Annotated in this window: 19 protein-coding genes and 4 tRNA genes; 5 read left to right on the forward strand and 18 right to left on the reverse strand. The window is 58.0% G+C overall.

The window, feature by feature from the left end; translation table 11 throughout:
* Positions 1 to 21: 21 nt before the first annotated feature.
* From J4D25_RS15880 to J4D25_RS15930, 11 genes are all read right to left on the reverse strand, one after another.
* A complete protein-coding gene (locus J4D25_RS15880; protein ID WP_057714095.1) occupies positions 22 to 885 on the reverse strand; it encodes a DUF2242 domain-containing protein in 864 nt (287 codons plus the stop codon).
* Positions 886 to 1088: 203 nt separating this feature from the next.
* Positions 1089 to 2960 (reverse strand): SurA N-terminal domain-containing protein, encoded by a 1872-nt coding sequence (locus J4D25_RS15885; RefSeq protein WP_057714094.1) that lies wholly within the window; start codon positions 2958 to 2960, stop codon positions 1089 to 1091.
* A 235-nt stretch (positions 2961 to 3195) separates the two neighbouring features.
* A complete protein-coding gene (locus J4D25_RS15890; protein WP_002552737.1) occupies positions 3196 to 3468 on the reverse strand; it encodes an HU family DNA-binding protein in 273 nt (90 codons plus the stop codon).
* Between the two features lie 149 nt (positions 3469 to 3617).
* Entirely contained in the window at positions 3618 to 6014 is a 2397-nt protein-coding gene (gene lon, locus J4D25_RS15895; protein ID WP_056722330.1) for an endopeptidase La, read from the reverse strand.
* Between the two features lie 250 nt (positions 6015 to 6264).
* Positions 6265 to 7548: an ATP-dependent Clp protease ATP-binding subunit ClpX gene (gene clpX, locus J4D25_RS15900; RefSeq protein WP_008048848.1), complete on the reverse strand. Its 1284-nt coding sequence runs from the start codon at positions 7546 to 7548 to the stop codon at positions 6265 to 6267.
* A 112-nt stretch (positions 7549 to 7660) separates the two neighbouring features.
* Positions 7661 to 8296 (reverse strand): ATP-dependent Clp endopeptidase proteolytic subunit ClpP, encoded by a 636-nt coding sequence (clpP, locus tag J4D25_RS15905; protein WP_057714093.1) that lies wholly within the window; start codon positions 8294 to 8296, stop codon positions 7661 to 7663.
* Positions 8297 to 8389: 93 nt separating this feature from the next.
* Positions 8390 to 9700 (reverse strand): trigger factor, encoded by a 1311-nt coding sequence (tig, locus tag J4D25_RS15910; protein WP_057714092.1) that lies wholly within the window; start codon positions 9698 to 9700, stop codon positions 8390 to 8392.
* 385 nt (positions 9701 to 10085) lie between these two features.
* Positions 10086 to 10161: transfer RNA gene (locus tag J4D25_RS15915), tRNA-His, on the reverse strand.
* A 77-nt stretch (positions 10162 to 10238) separates the two neighbouring features.
* Positions 10239 to 10323: transfer RNA gene (locus J4D25_RS15920), tRNA-Leu, on the reverse strand.
* Between the two features lie 56 nt (positions 10324 to 10379).
* Positions 10380 to 10455 (reverse strand) — tRNA-His (locus tag J4D25_RS15925).
* Between the two features lie 32 nt (positions 10456 to 10487).
* Positions 10488 to 10564: transfer RNA gene (locus tag J4D25_RS15930), tRNA-Arg, on the reverse strand.
* A 274-nt stretch (positions 10565 to 10838) separates the two neighbouring features.
* Between J4D25_RS15930 and folD the strand changes: the two genes are divergently transcribed.
* Together folD and pbpG are read left to right on the forward strand one after the other, a co-directional pair.
* Positions 10839 to 11693, forward strand: coding sequence for a bifunctional methylenetetrahydrofolate dehydrogenase/methenyltetrahydrofolate cyclohydrolase FolD (folD, locus tag J4D25_RS15935; protein ID WP_046043051.1), 855 nt, complete (start codon positions 10839 to 10841; stop codon positions 11691 to 11693).
* Positions 11694 to 11928: 235 nt separating this feature from the next.
* Positions 11929 to 12867, forward strand: a complete 939-nt coding sequence (gene pbpG, locus J4D25_RS15940; protein ID WP_057714091.1) for a D-alanyl-D-alanine endopeptidase — start codon at positions 11929 to 11931, stop codon at positions 12865 to 12867.
* Between the two features lie 58 nt (positions 12868 to 12925).
* On the opposite strand, the gene J4D25_RS15945 is transcribed toward pbpG, so the two are convergent.
* The 3 genes from J4D25_RS15945 to J4D25_RS15955 all read right to left on the reverse strand — a co-directional run bounded on the left by J4D25_RS15945 (position 12926) and on the right by J4D25_RS15955 (position 14187).
* Entirely contained in the window at positions 12926 to 13141 is a 216-nt protein-coding gene (locus J4D25_RS15945; RefSeq protein ID WP_057714090.1) for a hypothetical protein, read from the reverse strand.
* Positions 13142 to 13158: 17 nt separating this feature from the next.
* On the reverse strand, positions 13159 to 13365 hold the full coding sequence (locus J4D25_RS15950) for a DUF6021 family protein (protein ID WP_057714089.1): 207 nt from the start codon (positions 13363 to 13365) through the stop codon (positions 13159 to 13161).
* 93 nt (positions 13366 to 13458) lie between these two features.
* The gene (locus tag J4D25_RS15955) at positions 13459 to 14187 is read right to left on the reverse strand and encodes a peptidase C39 family protein (protein WP_057714088.1); all 729 of its coding nucleotides are present in this window, start codon (positions 14185 to 14187) and stop codon (positions 13459 to 13461) included.
* Positions 14188 to 14366: 179 nt separating this feature from the next.
* On the opposite strand from J4D25_RS15955, the gene J4D25_RS15960 reads away from it, so the two are divergent.
* Positions 14367 to 14534, forward strand: a complete 168-nt coding sequence (locus J4D25_RS15960; RefSeq protein WP_167362872.1) for a hypothetical protein — start codon at positions 14367 to 14369, stop codon at positions 14532 to 14534.
* Between the two features lie 78 nt (positions 14535 to 14612).
* Here J4D25_RS15960 and J4D25_RS15965 read toward each other — a convergent pair whose 3' ends face one another.
* A complete protein-coding gene (locus J4D25_RS15965; RefSeq protein ID WP_057714087.1) occupies positions 14613 to 15362 on the reverse strand; it encodes a TerC family protein in 750 nt (249 codons plus the stop codon).
* Positions 15363 to 15391: 29 nt separating this feature from the next.
* Positions 15392 to 15634: a hypothetical protein gene (locus tag J4D25_RS15970; protein WP_057714086.1), complete on the reverse strand. Its 243-nt coding sequence runs from the start codon at positions 15632 to 15634 to the stop codon at positions 15392 to 15394.
* 135 nt (positions 15635 to 15769) lie between these two features.
* On the opposite strand from J4D25_RS15970, the gene nhaR reads away from it, so the two are divergent.
* Positions 15770 to 16669 carry a transcriptional activator NhaR gene (gene nhaR / locus J4D25_RS15975; protein ID WP_057714085.1) on the forward strand — a complete coding sequence of 300 codons (900 nt, stop codon included), beginning with the start codon at positions 15770 to 15772 and terminating at the stop codon, positions 16667 to 16669.
* 5 nt (positions 16670 to 16674) lie between these two features.
* On the opposite strand, the gene J4D25_RS15980 is transcribed toward nhaR, so the two are convergent.
* Positions 16675 to 17829: an MFS transporter gene (locus J4D25_RS15980; protein ID WP_057714084.1), complete on the reverse strand. Its 1155-nt coding sequence runs from the start codon at positions 17827 to 17829 to the stop codon at positions 16675 to 16677.
* Positions 17830 to 18281: 452 nt separating this feature from the next.
* Here J4D25_RS15980 and sstT point away from each other — a divergent pair, with 452 nt between their 5' ends.
* Positions 18282 to 19514 (forward strand): serine/threonine transporter SstT, encoded by a 1233-nt coding sequence (gene sstT / locus J4D25_RS15985; RefSeq protein WP_057714083.1) that lies wholly within the window; start codon positions 18282 to 18284, stop codon positions 19512 to 19514.
* A 189-nt stretch (positions 19515 to 19703) separates the two neighbouring features.
* On the opposite strand, the gene J4D25_RS15990 is transcribed toward sstT, so the two are convergent.
* Complete coding sequence (locus tag J4D25_RS15990; protein ID WP_057714082.1) at positions 19704 to 20213, reverse strand: DUF1993 family protein; 510 nt, start codon at positions 20211 to 20213, stop codon at positions 19704 to 19706.
* Between the last annotated feature and the right edge of the window lie 156 nt (positions 20214 to 20369).

Below are 20369 nucleotides of genomic sequence, written 5' to 3' on the forward strand. Positions count from 1 at the left end.
CCCAATCCCGTGGCATATCCATCACTGGCCTGAGGCAGGCATCGCCGGGATGGGTTCGCTCGGCGCAGGCAAGTCACTCGGGTTCGACGGTGGCGTGACGACTTCCTGGAACGATGCAGGCTCTACACGCTCGGTCGGCGTGATCGGCGCCGCTTCAGGAGGCGGGGCAACCGGCTCGGAGGCCGCTGGAGCCGCTTCAATGGATGCAGGTGCAGGTGCAGGTGCAGGCGCTGGTGCAGCAGGCTCTACAGCGGGAGCCGCTGCCGGGGCAGGTGCCAGTGGTGCCGGCGCTGCCTGGGCTTCAGGCATGCCCAGGTCCGTTTTCGGCTTTTCGGGGATGTGCGCAGCCTTTTTCGCTTCCGGCGGCAGGAACAGTTCGACCAGTGCGAAGAAACGCTCGTAGAACTTGGCAGACGATACGGTTTCGCTGGCGACCTTGACCATCGAGTCATCGGAGGAGCCGATCGGCATCGACACCGAGCCCAACACACCCACACCGAGACTGGCGGAGTTGTTGGTCTTCTTCAGCGCATAACGATCCTGCAGGGCGTTGGCGAATACGGTCGCGTGGTGCCCTTCGCTGCCGTCATCGGTACAGACCACGCTGAAGCTGATCTCCATGTGGTTCTCGCCGGTCTGCTGGAAGCTCTTGTGACCGCTGACCAGCTTCGAATCGTTGCTGGTGATGATGTAACCCTGGCTGAGCAAGGCACGACGAGCGGCTTCACAGCTCTGGGTATCGGTGACCGGATAGTTTCGGGAAAAGGTACCGGAGTCGTCGAAATTCTCATGCTCATAGATGGCGGTCTTGTTCGATGAACAACCGGCCGCAGTAGCAAGCACGGCTGCCAGTCCGACAACCCGCATGGGAAGTGATTTAAACATTGAACATCCTGAAGAAAACGGTTCGGGGCATATTGTGCAACAGATCGATGCTTAGCGGAGCATCGATCATGTCTTAAAACGGTTACAGGCTGATTGACCCCGGTTTTACGCAAAAGTCACCGCGGCAAGTGACGTACGGCCAAACAAAAAGACCCCAGCCTTCCGGCCGGGGTCTTTTGTGCAGCGCTAAACCTGATCAGGCATCAGTAACGCTTGATTTCCGCCTGGCTTTCCAGCTGCTTGCGGTAAGCCGCGAAGTCTTGCTGGCCGATGCGGGAAGCGAGGTAGCGACGATACTGTGCTTTCTCTTCTTCGGTCGGCGCCGCTGCTTCGTTCACGCCATTGAGGCGCACGATCATCAGGCTGCCATCCGCCAGCGTCACGCTGGTGAAGGTCGGCTTGTCCTTGGACGCAGGCTTCGCCATGCGGAACAGCGCTTGCAGCACCGCAGGGTCGACCCCTTCCTGAGCGCGAGTCGCCGCCTCGGTGACTTTCCAGGCCTGGCCGTCGACCGCCTGATCCAGCGGGGTCTTGCCATCGCGCAGGCTGGCAATCAGGGCGTCAGCCTTGGTCTTGGCATCGGCGCTGGCGTGTTCCTTGGCCAATTGCACACGGATCGCAGCAGAGACGCTTTCCAGCGGCAATTGCGAAGGCTTCAGGTGCTCCTTGGCACGCAACACGACCACGGTTTCCGGATCGAGCTCGATGGCAGTGCTGTTCGCACCCTCATCCAGGACCTCCGGGCTGAACGCGGCAGTGATCACGGCACGGTTGGCTGCAATACCCTCACCGCCTTCACGGCCGAACGGCTTGGACGTGTGGACGTTCAGTTTCAGGTCTTGTGCCGGTTGCGCCAGGTCCGACGCTTCGAATGAAGCGTCTTCCAGTTGCTTGGTCGCCTCGACAAAACGCTGTTCGACCTGCTGGGCCTTCAACTCGCGGGTCAGCTTGTCTTTCAGGCTGGCGAATGTCGGAACTTCAGGCGCTTCCACGCCCAACAGCTTGATCAGGTGGAACCCGAAATCGGTGCGAACCGGCGCGGAAACCTGGTCCTTGGCCAACGAATACAGGGCTTTCTCGAACGCCGGGTCGTAGACGCCAGGACCGGCATAACCCAGGTCACCGCCGTTGTTCGCCGAACCCGGATCCTGGGAGAATTCCTTGGCCAGCGCCTCGAATTTCTCGCCCTTGGCCAGACGAGCCTGGATCTCTTCGATCTTCGCCTTGGCTTGCGCCTCGGTGGTCTTGTCATTCACTTCAATCAGAATGTGCGCCGCCTGGCGTTGCTCGGACAGGTTCGCGATTTCTTTCTGATAGGCCGCCTGCAGGTCTTCGTCATTGACGCTGACCTGATCGAAGAAGGAAGCCTTCTTCAGCTCGAGGTAATCGATGACCACCTGATCCGGCGTCATGAATTCCTTGGCGTGCTCGTCGTAGTAGGCCTTGACCTCATCGTCGGTCAGCTTCACCGCTGCCGGGTCGGCCTTGATGTTCAGCGAGGCGAAATCGCGGGTCTGTTTTTCCAGACGGGCAAACGCCAGTACCTGTGCATCGGTCACGAAACCGCTACCGGCGAGACCGGCACGCAGCTGACCAATCAGCATTTCCTGAGCCAGCATCTGGCGGAATTGCATGCGGGTATAGCCGAGTTGGCGAATCACCTGATCGAAACGCTCGGAGCTGAACTTGCCATCCACCTGAAACTCAGGCGTTTGCAGGATGACCTGATCCAGAGCCGCTTCGGAAAAGGCGAATTTCGAGTCTTCTGCGCCTTGCAGCAGCAGTTTGCGATCGATCAGGCCCTTGAGAGCCGACTCGCGCAGCATTTTTTCATCGAGCAAGGAAGCATCGAAATCCTTGCCCAGCTGTTGCATGAGCTGACGGCGTTGCATATCGACCGCCTGGCTCAGTTCGTTCTGGCTGATTTCTTCGCCATTGACCTTCGCCGCTTCATTCGTGTTCGTCGTGGCCTGAAAAATGGCGTCGAAACCGGTCAGAGCCATCAGTGCAACGATGACCCCGATAATAGTCTTGGCAATCCAGCCTTGTGAATTGTCCCTGATATTCTGCAGCATGCGTCCCCCAGAAACGGTTGAACTTCAAAAATTAGGCAACCGTGGAGCGTGGGTAGAATCCGGATAGAAGAAAGGCGCATCCGAGGATGCGCCTTCTCGTAACTGGCGGAGCGGATCGAGGGGCTCGAACTGGCGACCCTCGGTGTCTTGAACCGGCGACCTGCAGTCAGGACTGCCGCTCCGCTGCCAAGTCAGGCATGACCCCGACCCGGATGGGTAAAAACCTGAATCGAACTTAGTTGACAGCTTCTTTCAGTGCTTTACCGGCTTTGAAACCTGGTTTTTTGGCTGCTGCGATTTCCAGCGTCTTACCGGTCTGTGGGTTACGACCAATGCGAGCCGGACGATCAGTTACGGAGAAGGTACCGAAACCAACCAGAACAACAGAGTCGCCAGCCTTGAGAGCGCCAGTGACGGATTCGATTACAGCGTCCAGCGCACGGCCAGCAGCAGCTTTCGGGATATCAGCGGATGCAGCGATAGCATCAATCAGTTCCGACTTGTTCACTCTAAGTCCCCTTATATCTATTTGAGTATGATTCTAAGTTTTTTTGGTGAAAGCAAAAACGAGTGCTGAATGGCCTACAGACACTTAAGAGCCGCTTTATAACAAGGGCTCTAAAAAGCTGTCAAGAAAGCCCCCCAGGCAAATACGTACTAATGCGTGCTAATTCTTTCCTTAGAATCTGCGTCGCGTTTCTCATCCTTCGCGACTATCTCCGGAGCCACGTCCGGCAAGGGCTCCGGCGCGTATTGCAACGCAATTTGCAGGACCTCGTCAATCCATTTAACCGGTTTAATCTGTAGATCCTGCTTGATATTGTCCGGAATCTCTTTGAGATCGCGCACATTCTCTTCAGGAATGATCACTGTCTTGATTCCGCCACGGTGGGCAGCCAACAGTTTTTCTTTCAAGCCGCCAATGGCCAAGACCTGGCCACGCAACGTGATCTCGCCGGTCATGGCGACATCCGCGCGTACCGGAATGCCGGTCAATGCCGATACCAGGGCCGTGCACATGCCTACACCGGCGCTAGGGCCATCCTTTGGAGTCGCCCCTTCCGGCATATGGATGTGTGTGTCGCGCTTCTCATGGAAGTCCAGAGGGATCCCCAGGCTCTTCGCCCTGCTGCGGACAACGGTCAAGGCCGCGGTGATCGATTCGACCATCACGTCACCCAATGAACCGGTCTTGATCAACTGGCCCTTGCCCGGTACGACGGCCGCTTCGATGGTCAGCAGTTCGCCGCCCACCTGAGTCCACGCCAATCCGGTCACCTGGCCAATCTGATCCTGCTGCTCGGCCAGGCCGTAGCGGAATTTACGCACGCCCAGGAAGTGCTCCAGCATGTCTGCGGTGACTTTCACCGAGAAGCGTTTCTCCAGCGCATGTTCCTTGACGGCCTTGCGGCAGACCTTGGCAATCTGGCGCTCCAGCCCGCGCACACCGGCTTCACGGGTGTAGTAGCGGATGATGTCGCGGATCGCTTCTGCGTCAAACTCCAGCTCGCCTTTCTTCAGGCCGTTGGCCGTAATCTGCTTAGGCGAAAGGTATTTGACGGCAATGTTGATCTTCTCGTCTTCGGTGTAGCCCGGCAGACGGATCACTTCCATCCGGTCCAGCAACGCCGGCGGGATGTTCATCGAGTTCGAAGTACACAGGAACATCACATCGGACAGGTCGTAATCGACTTCCAGATAGTGATCGTTGAAGTTGTGGTTCTGCTCGGGATCGAGCACCTCCAGCAACGCCGATGCCGGATCGCCACGCATGTCGCTGCCCATCTTGTCGATTTCATCGAGCAGGAACAGCGGGTTGCGGACACCCACTTTTGTCATCTTTTGAATCAATCTTCCTGGCATCGAACCGATGTAAGTACGGCGATGGCCACGAATTTCCGCCTCGTCACGCACGCCACCGAGGGCCATGCGCACGAATTTGCGATTGGTGGCGTGAGCAATCGACTCCGCCAGGGACGTTTTACCCACCCCGGGAGGACCGACCAGGCACAGCACCGGACCACGAATTTTCTTCACGCGCTTTTGCACGGCGAGGTATTCGAGGATGCGTTCCTTGACCTCTTCGAGGCCATAGTGGTCGGCATCCAGAATGTCTTCCGCGCGCGCCAGGTCCAGGCGCACCTTGCTCTGGGCCTTCCACGGCACTTGAACCAGCCAGTCGATGTACGAACGCACCACGGTCGCTTCCGCGGACATCGGCGACATCTGCTTGAGCTTGTTCAGCTCGGCCGTCGCCTTGGCCAGCGCGTCTTTCGGCAAGCCGGCGGCATCGATACGCTTTTTCAGCTCTTCGACTTCGTTGTGGCCTTCGTCACTGTCGCCGAGCTCTTTCTGAATGGCCTTCATCTGCTCATTCAGGTAGTACTCGCGCTGACTGCGCTCCATTTGTTTCTTGACGCGGCCGCGAATGCGCTTTTCGACTTGCAGCAGATCGATCTCGGCATCCAGCAACGCCAGAACGTGCTCGACCCGGGCCGACAAATCGATGATTTCGAGGATTTCCTGCTTCTGTTCGATCTTCAGCGCCATGTGCGCGGCCATGGTGTCCACCAGGCGGCCTGGCTCATCGATGCTGTTGAGCGACGACAGGACTTCAGCCGGGACTTTCTTGCCCAACTGCACGTATTGCTCGAACTGGGACAGCAAGCTGCGAACGAACACTTCCGATTCGCGCTCCGGTGCTTCAACTTCGTCGATCAGGGAGACTTCGGCACGGCAGTGGCCGTCCACTTCGCTGAAGCGCTCGACAGCGCCCCGCTGCTCGCCTTCGACCAGAACCTTGACCGTTCCGTCAGGCAGCTTGAGCAGCTGCAGAACGGTGGCAATCGTACCAACGCGATACAGGGCATCTTCACCGGGATCGTCGTCAGCCGGGTTTCTCTGGGCCAGCAGAAGGATCTGCTTGTCACCCGTCATCGCAGCCTCGAGGGCTTCGATGGATTTCTCGCGCCCCACGAACAGCGGGATAACCATGTGCGGATAAACCACGACATCACGCAATGGCAGGAGAGGCAATTCGATGGTTGTCTTCATGATTTCGCCTCTACGGCGGCCATAAGGCCGTAAACAGATGGAAGTAAGCTTGAAACCAAGATGGGGGCTGCCCAGGAAAAAAACAAGCGGATAAAAGAACCACTTGAAAGATTGCAGCATACGGATGCTGCTGTGACGGGCCGGATACGCCTTCAAAGACCGCCTTCGCTGGCAAGCCGGCTCCTGCAGGCCAGATCCCGAAATAGCAAAGGGGCCCGAAGGCCCCTTCTTTATTCAAGCTGCGTGACGCTTATGCGTCTGGCGCAGCCTTGGCGGTCGGCTCACTGTTTTCATAGATATACAGTGGCTTGGACTTGCCTTCTATCACGCTTTCATCGATCACTACTTTGCTCACCTCCGATTGCGAGGGGATTTCATACATAGTGTCGAGCAATACACCTTCGAGAATCGAACGCAGGCCACGGGCACCGGTTTTACGCTCCAGGGCACGCTTGGCGACCGATTTCAGAGCGTCGGTCCGGAATTCCAGATCCACGCCTTCCATCTCGAACAGCTTGGCATACTGCTTGGTCAGAGCATTTTTCGGCTCGGTGAGGATCTGCATCAATGCAGCCTCGTCGAGCTCGTCCAGCGTGGCAAGTACCGGCAGACGACCGACGAATTCCGGGATCAGACCGAACTTGACCAGATCGTCAGGCTCGACTTCACGCAGGGACTCACCGACTTTCTTGCCTTCTTCCTTGCTGCGCACTTCTGCGTTGAAACCGATGCCACCCTTGGTGGAACGGTTTTGAATGACCTTCTCAAGACCAGAGAACGCGCCACCGCAGATGAACAGGATGTTACGGGTGTCGACCTGCAGGAATTCCTGCTGCGGATGCTTGCGACCACCTTGAGGCGGAACGGAAGCGACCGTGCCTTCGATCAACTTGAGCAGGGCCTGCTGCACGCCTTCACCGGAAACGTCCCGGGTGATCGACGGGTTGTCAGACTTGCGCGAAATCTTGTCGATTTCATCGATGTAGACAATGCCCATCTGGGCCTTTTCCACGTCGTAATCGCATTTCTGCAGCAGCTTCTGAATGATGTTCTCGACATCTTCACCCACGTAACCCGCCTCGGTGAGGGTAGTTGCGTCGGCGATGGTGAACGGAACGTTCAGCAAGCGGGCCAGTGTTTCGGCAAGCAGGGTCTTACCCGAGCCTGTCGGGCCGATCAGCAGGATGTTGCTCTTGCCGAGTTCGACGTCGTCATTCTTTTTGTCACGCTGATTCAGGCGCTTGTAGTGGTTGTACACCGCTACGGCCAGAACCTTTTTCGCACGCTCCTGACCAATCACATACTGATCAAGGATGCCGCTGATTTCTTTAGGCGAAGGCAATTTATGCGCGCTGCTTTCGGCCTGTGCTTCCTGCACCTCCTCGCGGATGATGTCGTTGCACAGGTCGACGCACTCGTCGCAGATAAAGACCGAGGGGCCGGCAATCAATTTGCGTACTTCATGCTGGCTTTTGCCACAGAAGGAGCAATAGAGCAGCTTGCCGTTGTCCTCGCCGTTGCGGGTGTCAGTCATTCGTTCGATCCAAATCCGATAGGCTTGCAACACAAGATGAAGGCTATTGCGGGCTTTTTCAAGCCCGCCGGTGATCGGACCCGCCGACCAACCTTATTTTGAGCTGCTTATTTTAAGCGGGGCGCTGGCTGATCACTTCATCGATCAACCCGTACTCACGCGCGGCTTCTGCACTCATGAAATTGTCGCGGTTGGTATCGCGCTCGATTTCTTCAAGAGTACGCCCGCTATGCAGGGCCATCAGCGTGTTGAGACGCTCGCGAATGAAGAGGATTTCCTTGGCATGGATTTCGATATCCGACGCCTGGCCCTGGAAACCGCCCAGTGGCTGGTGAATCATCACACGCGAGTTCGGCAGGCAGTAACGCTTGCCTGGGGCACCGGCCGTCAGCAGGAACGCGCCCATGCTGCACGCCTGACCGATGCAGGTGGTCGACACGTTGGGTTTGATGAACTGCATGGTGTCGTAGATCGACATGCCCGCCGTCACCGAACCGCCCGGGGAGTTGATATAGAGATGGATGTCCTTGTCCGGGTTTTCCGCTTCAAGGAACAGCAGTTGCGCACAGATCAGATTGGCCATGTAGTCCTCTACCGGGCCAACCAGAAAGATCACTCGCTCCTTGAGGAGGCGCGAGTAGATGTCGTAGGCGCGCTCGCCACGAGCGGACTGCTCGACAACCATCGGGACCAGGCCGCCTGCGGCCTGGATATCAGAGTTCTGCTGAATATACGAATTACGGAACATGCTCTGCAGTCACTCCCAAATAGTTATGTCTTGAATACGCATAAGCCAGCACGAAGGCTGGCTTATGGTGTTTGCTTCTTACCGCAAAAGTGATCAGTCGGCTTGTGGTGCTTCTACCGGCTTGACTGCTTCTTCGTAAGAGACCGATTTGTCGGTCACGCTAGCTTTCTGCAGAACAGTATCCACAACTTGCTCTTCCAGCACAACCGAGCGAACTTCGTTCAGTTGCTGGTCGTTCTTGTAGTACCAGGACACAACTTGCTCAGGTTCCTGGTAGGCCGAAGCCATTTCCTGAATCATCTCGCGAACGCGGGTTTCGTCAGGCTTGAGGTCGAATTGCTTGACCACTTCAGCCACGATCAGACCCAGTACTACGCGGCGCTTGGCTTGCTCTTCGAACAGCTCGGCCGGCAGTTGGTCAGGCTTGATGTTGCCGCCGAACTGCTGAACAGCCTGCACGCGCAGACGGTCAACTTCGTTGGACAGCAGAGCCTTTGGCACTTCGATCGGGTTGGTGGCCAGCAGACCGTCCATTACCTGATTCTTGACCTTGGATTTGATCGCCTGACGCAGTTCACGCTCCATGTTCTTGCGAACTTCGGCGCGGAAGCCTTCCAGACCGGTTTCCTTGATGCCGAATTGAGCGAAGAATTCTTCGGTCAGTTCTGGCAGCTTTGGCTCGGAAACGGTGTTGACGGTCACGGTGAACTCGGCGGTTTTGCCAGCCAGGTCCAGGTTCTGATAGTCCTCTGGGAAAGTCAGGTTCAGAACGCGTTCTTCACCGGCTTTGGCGCCAACCAGGCCATCTTCGAAACCAGGGATCATGCGGCCGGAACCCAGAACCAGCTGGGTACCCTTGGCGGAACCGCCAGCGAACACTTCACCGTCGACCTTGCCGACGAAATCGATGTTCAGCTGGTCTTCGTTTTGAGCAGCGCGATCGGCCACTTCGAAACGGGTGTTCTGCTTGCGCAGGATGTCCAGCATCTTGTCCAGATCGGCATCAGACACGTCAGCGCTCAGGCGCTCTACGGTGATACCTTCGAAACCGGCAACGGTGAACTCAGGGAACACTTCGAATACGGCTACGTATTCCAGGTCCTTGCCCGCTTCCAGGGATTTTGGCTCGATCGAAGGCTGACCAGCCGGGTTCAGCTTCTGCTCAACCACAGCTTCGTAGAAAGAAGACTGGATCACGTCGCCTACAGCTTCCTGGCGAGCGTCAGCACCGAAACGGCGCTTGATTTCGCTCATTGGCACTTTGCCTGGACGGAAGCCAGCAATCTTGGCCTTTTGGGCGGTCTGCTGCAGACGCTTGTTGACCTGGCTCTCGATGCGCTCAGCCGGCACGGTGACGCTCATGCGGCGCTCAAGAGCAGTAGTATTTTCAACAGAAACTTGCATGGATATTCCTCGTTGCACAGACGTTAGCCGGCCGTTTCCGACCCCAGAATCAAGGGCATGCATTCTAGTGGGTCAAACTCAAGAAGTCACCCTACTGAAAACGGGTAAAAACGCAGCAGGCAATTTATAGGTGCGAATGCACGAATGCACCTCGCCCCGATGGCAAATACAACCAATCACGCCAGGGCTCTGCGCCAACCTTTCCCTATATAGAGAAGGTCGCCAATCATCTCCCTGACAGCCGATCTCGCAAGCAAGGCCGGCGGGCAGGACAGCATCATCGAGAAACATAAATACGACGAAACGCCCGCCCCTGCGACCCGGAACCTGCGGCCGCCGAAACAAAAAAGGCGCCAGACTTTTCAATCTGGCGCCTTTCGAAATATGGGGTGGACGATGGGGATCGAACCCACGACAACGGGAGTCACAATCCCGTGCTCTACCAACTGAGCTACGCCCACCATATTGCCTGTTAAAGAAGCCAAACAACTTCTTTATCAAGCTCCAGCCAGGCCAAATGCCTGAATGAAGCTTTATTTGGTGCGGATGAAGAGACTCGAACTCTTACGCCTCGCGGCGCTGGAACCTAAATCCAGTGTGTCTACCAATTCCACCACATCCGCGGATGAAGCCTTTAAAGCAAAGGCGCCAGACTGTTAATCTGGCGCCTTTCGAAATATGGGGTGGACGATGGGGATCGAACCCACGACAACGGGAGTCACAATCCCGTGCTCTACCAACTGAGCTACGCCCACCATATCGCGCTACTTGTGCCAAAGCTGCCTAATGGCGCACCCGGCAGGACTCGAACCTGCGACCATCCGCTTAGAAGGCGGATGCTCTATCCAGCTGAGCTACGGGCGCCTTGTTAGCTGTAACCTTGGAGGACTACAAACTAAGTGCTTTCCAGTCTTGCAGAATCGTAATCCTGCTCAACCTTCCTAACCAGTGCTAGGCTGTGCCCGACAAGTGCGACGAATAGTATAGAGCCCCCCGAAGGTCGTCAAATCCTTTTTAAAAAAAATTCATTTAATTAAAGGAGTTAGGGGAATTTGCAGACCAAGCGCCTTTGCCCTCACCGCATGACATGCGAGAATGCGTTCTCTTTTTTTCCCCTCTCGATGGTTAATCACGCGCAATGACTGCACAACTTATCGACGGCAAATCGATCGCCGCCAGCCTGCGCCAGCAGATCGCCCAACGTGTCACCGAGCGTCGCCAGCAAGGCCTGCGCACGCCCGGCCTTGCGGTGATCCTGGTCGGCAGCGATCCTGCCTCTCAGGTTTATGTCTCGCACAAGCGTAAAGACTGTGAAGAGGTCGGCTTTCTATCCCAAGCCTATGACCTGCCTTCCGAAACCACTCAAGAAGCGCTGACCGAGCTGATCGATCGCCTGAACGACGACCCTGCAATCGACGGCGTCCTGCTTCAACTTCCGCTTCCCGAACACCTGGACGCCTCCAGGCTGCTGGAGCGCATTCGTCCGGATAAAGACGTCGACGGTTTCCATCCTTATAACGTCGGTCGCCTGGCCCAGCGCATTCCACTGCTGCGCCCATGCACCCCCAAAGGCATCATGACCCTGCTGGAAAGCACCGGTGTCGACCTTTACGGGATGGATGCCGTGGTCGTCGGCGCGTCCAATATCGTTGGCCGCCCGATGGCGATGGAATTGCTGCTGGCCGGCTGCACCGTGACGGTCACCCACCGCTTTACCAAGGACCTGGCCGGCCATGTCGGCCGTGCGGATCTGGTCGTCGTCGCCGCCGGCAAGCCGGGCCTGGTCAAGGGCGAATGGATCAAGGAAGGCGCGATCGTGATCGATGTCGGCATCAACCGCCAGGACGACGGCAAGCTGGTCGGTGACGTGATCTACGAAACCGCCCTGCCCCGCGCTGGCTGGATCACCCCGGTACCGGGCGGCGTAGGCCCAATGACCCGTGCCTGCCTGCTGGAAAACACCCTGTACGCCGCCGAAACCCTGCACAGCTGAGTTTCAACGCACACGCTGTCAGCGTGACAAGGAACCCCGCCCTGGCGGGGTTTTTTTTGCCTGCGAGAAACACCGACCGCCCGCCGGAAAATGACTTTTTTTTCATGTTTCTCAGGACTTTCACCTGTTACTTGAACAACCATCGACAGTTATTCAGCCATACTCCAGAATGACGCGCTTTTCAGGAAACAGTCCGTTACAGAACGGCTTATCAACACTTTATGAGTCTGCCAGCGTGAATATCCGTCTTTCCATCCTGAGCCTATTTTTTGCAGTTGCAGGGACTCTCATCACGCCCTTCGCCAGCGCTGGCGAAACCACCGCAGCACCGCGAGATACGAAAACACTCAAGCTCGCTTCCGGCAGCTCCTTGCTGCTGGACATGCAGACCAACAAAGTCATCTACGCCAGCAATCCTGACGTGGTGGTACCGATCGCTTCCGTCAGCAAGTTGATGACTGGCCTGGTCGTGGTCGAGTCTCGGCAGAACATGGACGAATACATCAACATCAACATCAGCGACACACCGGAAATGAAAGGTGTGTACTCCCGGGTCAAGCTCAAGAGCGAACTGCCGCGCCGGGAAATGCTGCTGATCGCCCTGATGTCATCTGAAAACCGAGCCGCTGCAAGCCTGGCCCACCACTATCCGGGTGGCTATGCCGCGTTCATTGCTGCAATGAACGCCAAGGCCCGGGCCTTGGGCATGACCAATACCCATTTCGTCGAGCCGACCGGTCTCTCGCCGCGCAACGTTTCGACCGCTCGCGATTTAAGCAAACTGTTGATCGCCGCGCACAAGTACCCGCTGCTGACCGAGCTGAGTACAACCAAGGAAAAGACCGTTTCGTTTCGCAAACCGAACTACAGCCTGGGTTTCCGCAACACCGACCATTTGGTCCGCAAGCCGGATTGGGACATCCAGCTGACAAAAACCGGCTTCACCAACGAGGCCGGCCACTGCCTGGTGCTGGTGACCCGGATGGCTAACCGCCCGGTGGCCTTGGTGATCCTTGACGCCTATGGCAAGTACACACACTTTGCCGATGCCACGCGCATGCGTAATTGGGTAGAGAGCGGAAAGAGCGCGGACGTGCCTTCCGTAGCCTTGCAGTACAAGGCAGACAAGAACCTCAAGCAGCGGCAGAGCGGCGTGGTAGAAGCGTCGAAGTAACCTTGCTGCAAACGCATGAAAAAGCCCCGGACATCCGGGGCTTTTTTTCGTCGCAAAGTCAGTCGTTAGGCAGCGGCATCTGGTCGTCATCCGGGATACCATCGCCGGTACTTGGATCTCTCCAACCCTTCGGCTTTTCAGTGGGCGCCACCGTTGGCCGCGCCAGGGGATCCCTCAACGGGCTGTCGGGATCCATCACCGGATCGGTGCTTTGCTCGGGGGTTGTGGGGACAGTTTCCGGACGTTTGTCATCGAAACTGGAATCGGTAGACATACACACCTCCATTGGACCTAAGGCTTCAGATCACCCAGTGGATCGTAGGGCTTGGCCGGAGCCTTGGGGTTGTCACCCGGTTTCACGTCCCTCGGTGCCTTGGCGGGCCCGATCGGGTCGACCTGAGGATCGGCAAGGTCCGGGGAATCGGGATCGAAACCCAGCTCATTGCCAGACGAATGCTCGGATGAGTGTGGACCGACGGGCGTAGTTGAATGAGCCATGGGCGCCTCCTGTATCAAGGCCCGGAAAGATCCGGGCCTTTGCAGATTAGAGGCTGGCATCGGGCGCTGGTGCCCGGAGGGTGACGAACGGACTTACTGTGCGACCAGGGCTTTTTTAGCCTTTGCTGCCGCCGGCTCCTGGCCCGCCTGCGCCAGATCATTGGCTGCCTTGAGCCAGCGTTGCTGATCGACCTGGGCGGGAATCTGCGTCGGATTCTGGATCAACACTGCCCAACCGCCGGCATCCTTGAACGCCGATTCAAAAGAACCGAAGCTCATCAACGTCCGCTGACTCATGCCAGCGCGCAGCAGCACGGTCTGCTTCTGACGGTTGTACCCGGTGAGAATCGCATAACGCGGTTCGGCCCACATCGCCGAGCCTTCGGTGAAGCGCACCATCACCGGATAACCGGCCGCGACCTGGGTCAACAAGGCCGGCAAGGTCGCGTCAAGGGGATAGACCACCATCCCGTACTCACGCGCGAGGTTCACCATGTTCTGTTGCAGCTGGGCTTCGGCGCCCGGCAAATGCAGCGGTTTGTCGAGCAAACCCGGCGTAATCACGATGTTCTGCTGGGACAGCATGCTGGCCAGCACCTGCGGTCCGCTTTGATTGGCCACGCCCTTGTAGAAGCGGCCACTGAGTTCGACCCGCTCCGGCAGACGCTTGATCTCAGGTGCAACACTCCCGGCGCAACCCGCCAGCGCCACCACACATCCCGCCATCAGCGCCGCCGACAGCATTCGAGAAAATACCCGCACCATCATCACTCTCTTGTTCAGGCGCCAGGCAACAATATTCCCGGCAAGGCCGTTGATCATAGGACGCCGCGCGACAGCGGTATAGCCTTAACCGGCAGTTGTTTGCATTCGATAGAGCGAACTGGTTGGTGACTGCCGACTTTCGGTCAATAGCCTGAAATACAGCAACGGCTAGACTGTTCCTTGAAGAGACGACAGCGAAGCGTGAGTGCCCATTGAAGGGCAAAGAGGAGGCACCGATGAGCCTGACCATGATCATTGTAATGTTGGTTTGCGGCTGGCTGGCGGTAGCCGCCGCCATGCTGTGGGGCGTGCTGCGCATTACTCGCCGCCACCATCACCCTGTCCAGCCGGCGCCTGCGCAAGAAGCGGACAAGGCACCGAGCCAGCACGCCAACGCTCACTGACACCACCTTTATCCGAGACCAACAAAAACGGCCGCCTGCACTCCTTCGAGTTCAGGCGGCCGTTTCTTTTAGCGGCGGTCAGACTTCAGTGGCAACCCGCTTCTGCCTGGACCGACGGGACATCATGTTCAACACCTCGATCGCAGCCGAGAATGCCATGGCCGCATAGACGTAGCCTTTCGGTACATGGGCGCCAAAGCCTTCGGCAATCAGTGTCATGCCGATCATGATCAGGAAGCCCAGGGCCAGCATCACCACTGTCGGGTTGTCGTTGATGAACTTGGCCAGCGGATCAGCCGCCAGCAACATCACCAGTACCGACACCACCACCGCGATGACCATGATCGGCAAATGCTCGGTCATGCCGACAGCGGTAATGATGCTGTCGATGGAGAACACCATATCCAGCATCAGGATCTGACCGATCGCGGCCGCGAAGCCCAGGGTCACGGTCGAGGTCGCCGACTTCGGATCTTCCGGTGCCGGGTCCATGCTGTGATGGATCTCGGTGGTCGCCTTCCACAACAGGAACAGGCCACCGGCAATCAGGATCATGTCTTTCCAGGAAAACGCGTGGCCGACAATCTCGATCACCGGATTGGTCAACTGGACGATGAACGCGATGGTGCTCAGCAAGCCCAGACGCAGGATCAACGCCATGCCGATACCGATGCGCCGTGCCCGCTGTCGATTGTGCAAGGGCAGCTTGTTGGTCAGGATCGAGATGAAGATCAGGTTATCGATGCCGAGCACGATCTCCATCACGATCAGGGTGGCAAGGGCGACCCAGGCGGTGGGGCTGGCGGCAAGTTGTAAAAGGTAGTCCATGGGTCAGTCCTGACTCGTTGTAATACGGTTTAGATTTCCTGGGAGGAAGATTCGGTTTTGTCCGAGTCTTTTTCCGATGATTCTTTTTTGCTGATCAACCCGCCGGTGGCGTCACTGAGTGCTTGCTCGGCGGCCTTATGGGTATCGTCAATCGCCTGTTTGGCGCTTTCGGCAGCCTTGCCCATCAATTGTTGCGCGCTTTTCTCGGCCTGGTCGCAACCGGCCAGTACCAGTAAAGACGTGATCAGCAATGCCGTGGCTTTAAGCTTCATGATGCTTTCCTCGATAGAACGAACGGGACCTAAACGATGGCCCGTTGATAGCGATGCATTCTAGGGAAGTGAATACTTCAGGAAAATTCGTATTTTCAGCGGCTATACTTCGGTTTTTACGAACTGTAGATCGCCATGCTCAACTATCGGCAATTGCATTACTTCTGGGTGGTGGCCAAGACCGGCAGCATCGTGCGCGCCTGTGAGCAGCTCAATCTCACGCCACAAACCATCAGTGGGCAGATTTCATTACTGGAACAGACCTTTGGCATCGAGTTGTTTCGGCGTGTCGGACGGCAACTCGAACTCACCGAGGCCGGCCGGCAGGCACTGCCCTACGCCGAACAAATGTTCCAGCTGGGTGGCGAACTGGAACTGATGCTGCGGGCACAACCCAATGAGCAGCAGATCCTGTTTCGCGTCGGCGTGGCCGACGTGGTGCCCAAGTCCATCGTCTATCGCCTGATTGCACCGACCATGGAGCTGAGCGAACCGCTGCGCATCACTTGTCGCGAAGACAAGCTTGAACGTTTGTTGGCCGACCTGGCGATCCAGCGCCTGGACCTGGTGATATCCGACAGCCCGATGCCATCGCACCTGGACATCAAGGGCTACAGCCAGAAACTTGGTGAGTGCGGGATCAGCTTCTTCGCCACCCCAGAGCTGGCGGCCCGTTACGGCCACGACTTTCCGCGCAACCTGCACGGTGCGCCGCTATTGATTCCCGGGCCGGAAACCGTGGTGCGCAGCCGTTTGCAACGGTGGTTTGCCGAGCAGCAGATCCAGCCGCAAATTGTCGGCGAGTTCGACGACAGCGCCCTGATGCAGGCCTTCGGCCAATCCGGCAGCGGGATCTTCATCGGCCCGAGCGTGATTGCCGATGAGGTGCGACGCCAATATGGCGTGCAGGTGATCGGCCAGACCGACGCGGTGAGCGAGTCGTTCTATGCCATCTCAGTGGAACGCAAGGTCAAGCACCCCGGCATTGTCGCCATTACCGAAGGTGCCCGACGCGAGCTGTTTACCGAGTTTTAGGACACTCAGGCGCAGACTTCCCGGGGTTTGAAGGTCATCAGCGCAATGGCCAGCAGGATCGAGGCGAGAATGAACGCCGCCGCGGCGAAGCCAAGGCCTTGCAGCCCGACGCTGTCGATTACCCGGCCACCGATCATCGCGCCCAGACCGATACCGAGGTTGGCCCCGGCGATGTTCAGCGACGCGGCGAACGCTGGCGCCTCGGGCGCAGCTTTCATCAGGCGCACATGGCTGACCAGGAACAACGCTGCCTGGGTCACGCCCCAGATGCCCATCGCTGCTGCCAGACCCAGCGGCGAGTGGATGTTCGGCACCAGCGCCACCAGGCCGGCAATCATGAACGCACAGAACATCATCGACGCCATCAGCGGATGACGATCCACCGCACGGCCACCCAGTGAGTTGCCGATCAGCCCGACCGCACCAAAGCCCATCAAGCACCAGCCGACCACGGTGCCGTTGAAACCGGCCAGTCGCTCAAGGATGTCCGCCAGATAGGTGTACGCGGTGAACATGCCGCTGAACACAATCACTGACAGCAGCACGTGTCCGAGCATCAGCGGGCTGCGCAGGATCTTGAACTGCGACCGCAAGCTCACCTGATGCTGGTGCAGGTTGGTCTTCGGCAGATAGATAAACAGCAGCAGCGCCTTGGCAAAGGCGATGACCGCCAGAATCGCGAAGGCACTGCGCCAGCCGAACGCATCGGAAATCAGCGTGCCCACGGGAATGCCGAACACCGTGGCGCAAACGATGCCGAAGCCGATCTTGGCGATGGCGCGACCGGCGTAATCCGGCCCGACGATGTCCACCGCCGTTTCGCTGGCCAAGGCCCAGAACACTGGCAACCCCAGCGCCGGGATCAAGCGGGCAAACGCCATCACCCAGATGTTCGGCGCCAGCGCCGCGACCGTGTTGGCCAGGCCAAACATGATCAGCACCGAGATGAACAACTTGCGACGCTCGAAGCGGGCGAAATACGCCGTCAGGAACGGCCCGAACGCGGCCACGGTGAAGGCGAACAGGGTCACCAGCAAACCGGCCTGCGGGATGCTGACCTCCAGGTCCCTGGCGATAGCCGGCAACAGGCCAACAATGATGAATTCCGTGGTCAGCACCGTGAAGCCGGCGGCGGACAACAGAAGAATGGGCAGCAGCATGCAAAACTCCAGAAAACGAAAACACCAGCGATAGCCCGAAGGCCCACTGGCAGACATGAAAATGAGGATGGCGAATCTTAACAGAGTGTTTTCGGATGCGGTTGCACGAACCTGCAATTCGCGTTGAAGACCAGGGTGGCAGTTCGTCACAGGTCTGAAAGATCGTTCCTGCGCTGTGATAAAGTCCGCGCCCTGAAAAACGTACACCCTGTGATCAATGCCGATCATTTAAGGGGCAAAACCTGTGGGAGCGAGCTTGCTCGCGATGGCGGACCGTCAGACAACGCAAGTGTCGACTGTGCCAGCGTCATCGCGAGCAAGCTCGCTCCCACAAGGAATGCAGTGTTCTACACCCTGTATTCCCCTCCCGGTTTCCGGTCTGCGGCCTGCCCTGCTTGTTGCTGCAACTGCGACGAAACCATGCACTTATAAAAATTCAGAGATGCCGTTTTATGACAGCTTCATCCCCTTCTCTATTGCAACGCCTTAAACGCCTGAGCCTGGTCACACAGATCGTGATCGGCCTGATCGCCGGTATTGCCCTGGCGCTGATCGCCCCCGACATGGCGAAGTCCACGGCGTTCATCGGCAAAGTGTTTGTCTCGGCGCTCAAAGCCGTCGCGCCGATTCTGGTGTTCGTGCTGGTCATGGCGTCGATTGCCAACCACAAGCACGGCCAGGAAACCCACATCCGGCCGATTCTGTTCCTGTATCTGCTGGGCACTTTCGCCGCGGCCGTGGTCGCGGTGGTTGCCAGCATGACGTTCCCGTCGAGCCTGGTGCTGTCGACCCAGGACGTCGCGGTCACTGCACCAGGCGGGATTGGCGAAGTGTTGCAAAGCCTGTTGCTGAGCGTGGTCGATAATCCGGTCAGCGCCCTGATGAATGCCAATTTCATCGGCATCCTGGCGTGGGCCATCGGTATGGGTATTGCCATCCGCCACGCCGGCGACACCACCCGTGAAGTGCTGGGCGACCTGTCCAACGGCGTGACGGTGATCGTGCGCCTGGTGATCAGCTTCGCCCCGCTGGGCATCTTCGGCCTGGTGGCCTCGACCCTGGCCACCTCCGGCTTCGGCGCGCTGATCGGCTACGCGCACCTGCTGGCCGTGCTGCTGGGCTGCATGCTGTTCGTGGCGCTGGTGATGAACCCGCTCATCGTGTTCTGGAAACTGCGTCGCAACCCGTACCCGCTGGTGCTGACCTGCCTGCGCGAGAGCGGCATCACGGCGTTCTTCACCCGCAGCTCGGCGGCGAACATTCCGGTCAACCTGGAGTTGAGCAAGCGTCTGGGCCTGCACGAAGACACCTACTCGGTATCGATCCCGCTGGGCGCGACCATCAACATGGCGGGTGCTGCGATCACCATCACCGTACTGACCCTGGCGGCCGTGCACACCCTCGGCATCACCGTGGACGTTCCGACGGCGATCCTGCTGAGCGTCGTCGCGGCGATCTGCGCCTGCGGTGCTTCCGGTGTAGCCGGTGGTTCGCTGTTGCTGATTCCACTGGCGTGCAGCCTGTTCGGCATCCCGAGCGAAATCGCCATGCAGGTGGTGGCGGTCGGTTTCATCATCGGCGTGTTGCAGGACTCGGCGGAAACCGCGCTCAACTCGTCCACCGATGTGCTGTTCACCGCGGCGGCTTGCCTGGGTGAAGAGGCGAAAGCAGAACGCCTGGCCTGACCCCGCCGCCCCTGTGGGAGCGAGCTTGCTCGCGATGAGGGAGTGTCAGTCGACATCAAAGTTGAATGACCCGCCGCTATCGCGAGCAAGCTCGCTCCCACAGGGGTCTGCGGTGTAAATGAAAAATGCGGCCCCATGAAAAAGCCCCCGCAGCCTCAGGCTCCGGGGGCTTTTTTGTACCCGGACGGTTTAGAACGCGCCCATATAGTCCCGCTTGCCCACTTCCACGCCGTTATGGCGCAGCAGTGCGTAAGTGGTGGTGATGTGGAAGAAGAACTGCGGCAGGCCGTAGGTCAGCAGGTAGGACTGGCCACTGAAGCGCTTCTCTTTAGGCGTGCCCGGACGGGTGACAATCTCGATGCCTTCCTTGCCGTTGATCTGCTCCGGCTTGATCGAGCCGATGAAGGCCAGTGCCTTGGCAATCAACGCTTGCAGTTCAGCGAAGGTGGTTTCGCTGTCGTCGTACTTCGGCAGCTCGACTTCAGCCAGACGACCGGTAACACCCTTGCTGAAATCAACGGCGATCTGCACCTGACGCACCAGAGGGAACATGTCCGGGAACAGGCGCGCTTGCAGGAACGCGTTAGGGTCGATGTTTTTTTCGGTGGCGTGAGCCTCGGCCTTTTTCAGTACATCGCTCAGGGCGTTGAGCATTTGCTGGAAAACAGGCACGGAAGCGTCGTACAGGGAAATGGTCATGGCAGGTCTCGTATGGTGACTGGAGGGATCGCAGGTAACCTGTGGGAGCGAGCTTGCTCGCGATGGACGCGAACGATAACGCGTTCTGTCTGAATAAACGCGTAGCGCTGGAGTCCATCGCGAGCGAGCTCGCTCCTACAGGTGATCAGCGTTGAA

The organism is Pseudomonas sp. GW456-L13, assembly GCF_017350115.1.
GTDB classification, from domain to species: Bacteria; Pseudomonadota; Gammaproteobacteria; order Pseudomonadales; family Pseudomonadaceae; genus Aquipseudomonas; species Aquipseudomonas jessenii.